General features: G+C 53.3%; 1 protein-coding gene. It reads right to left on the bottom strand.

The annotated features are described in order from the left end of the window. A partial coding sequence (locus QN347_RS20190; RefSeq protein WP_323494459.1) for a Mur ligase domain-containing protein occupies nucleotides 1–261 on the bottom strand: 261 nt, incomplete at both ends.

Genomic DNA, 261 nt, shown 5'->3' with positions numbered 1-261 from the left:
ATCCAGGCCAACATGGCGGAGGTGGTGGTTTTGCCATGGGTACCGGCGACTGCCAGCACCCATTTGTCGCGTAATATGTGCTCACCGATCCATTGCGGTCCGGATACATACGGCAGGCCGCGGTTGAGAATTTCTTCCATCAGCGGGTTACCGCGTGAAATCACATTGCCAATCACATACAGATCGGGGGCCAAAGAAATTTGCTCAGCGGAAAACCCCTGAATTAATTGTATGTCTTGCGCTGCGAGCTGGGTACTCATG

This window comes from Sphingomonas sp. 10B4 (assembly GCF_035019905.1).
GTDB lineage: Bacteria > Pseudomonadota > Alphaproteobacteria > Sphingomonadales > Sphingomonadaceae > Sphingomonas > Sphingomonas glacialis.
Note: the sequence above shows the minus strand (reverse complement) of the source record. Positions and strands in the feature narration are given on the sequence as shown.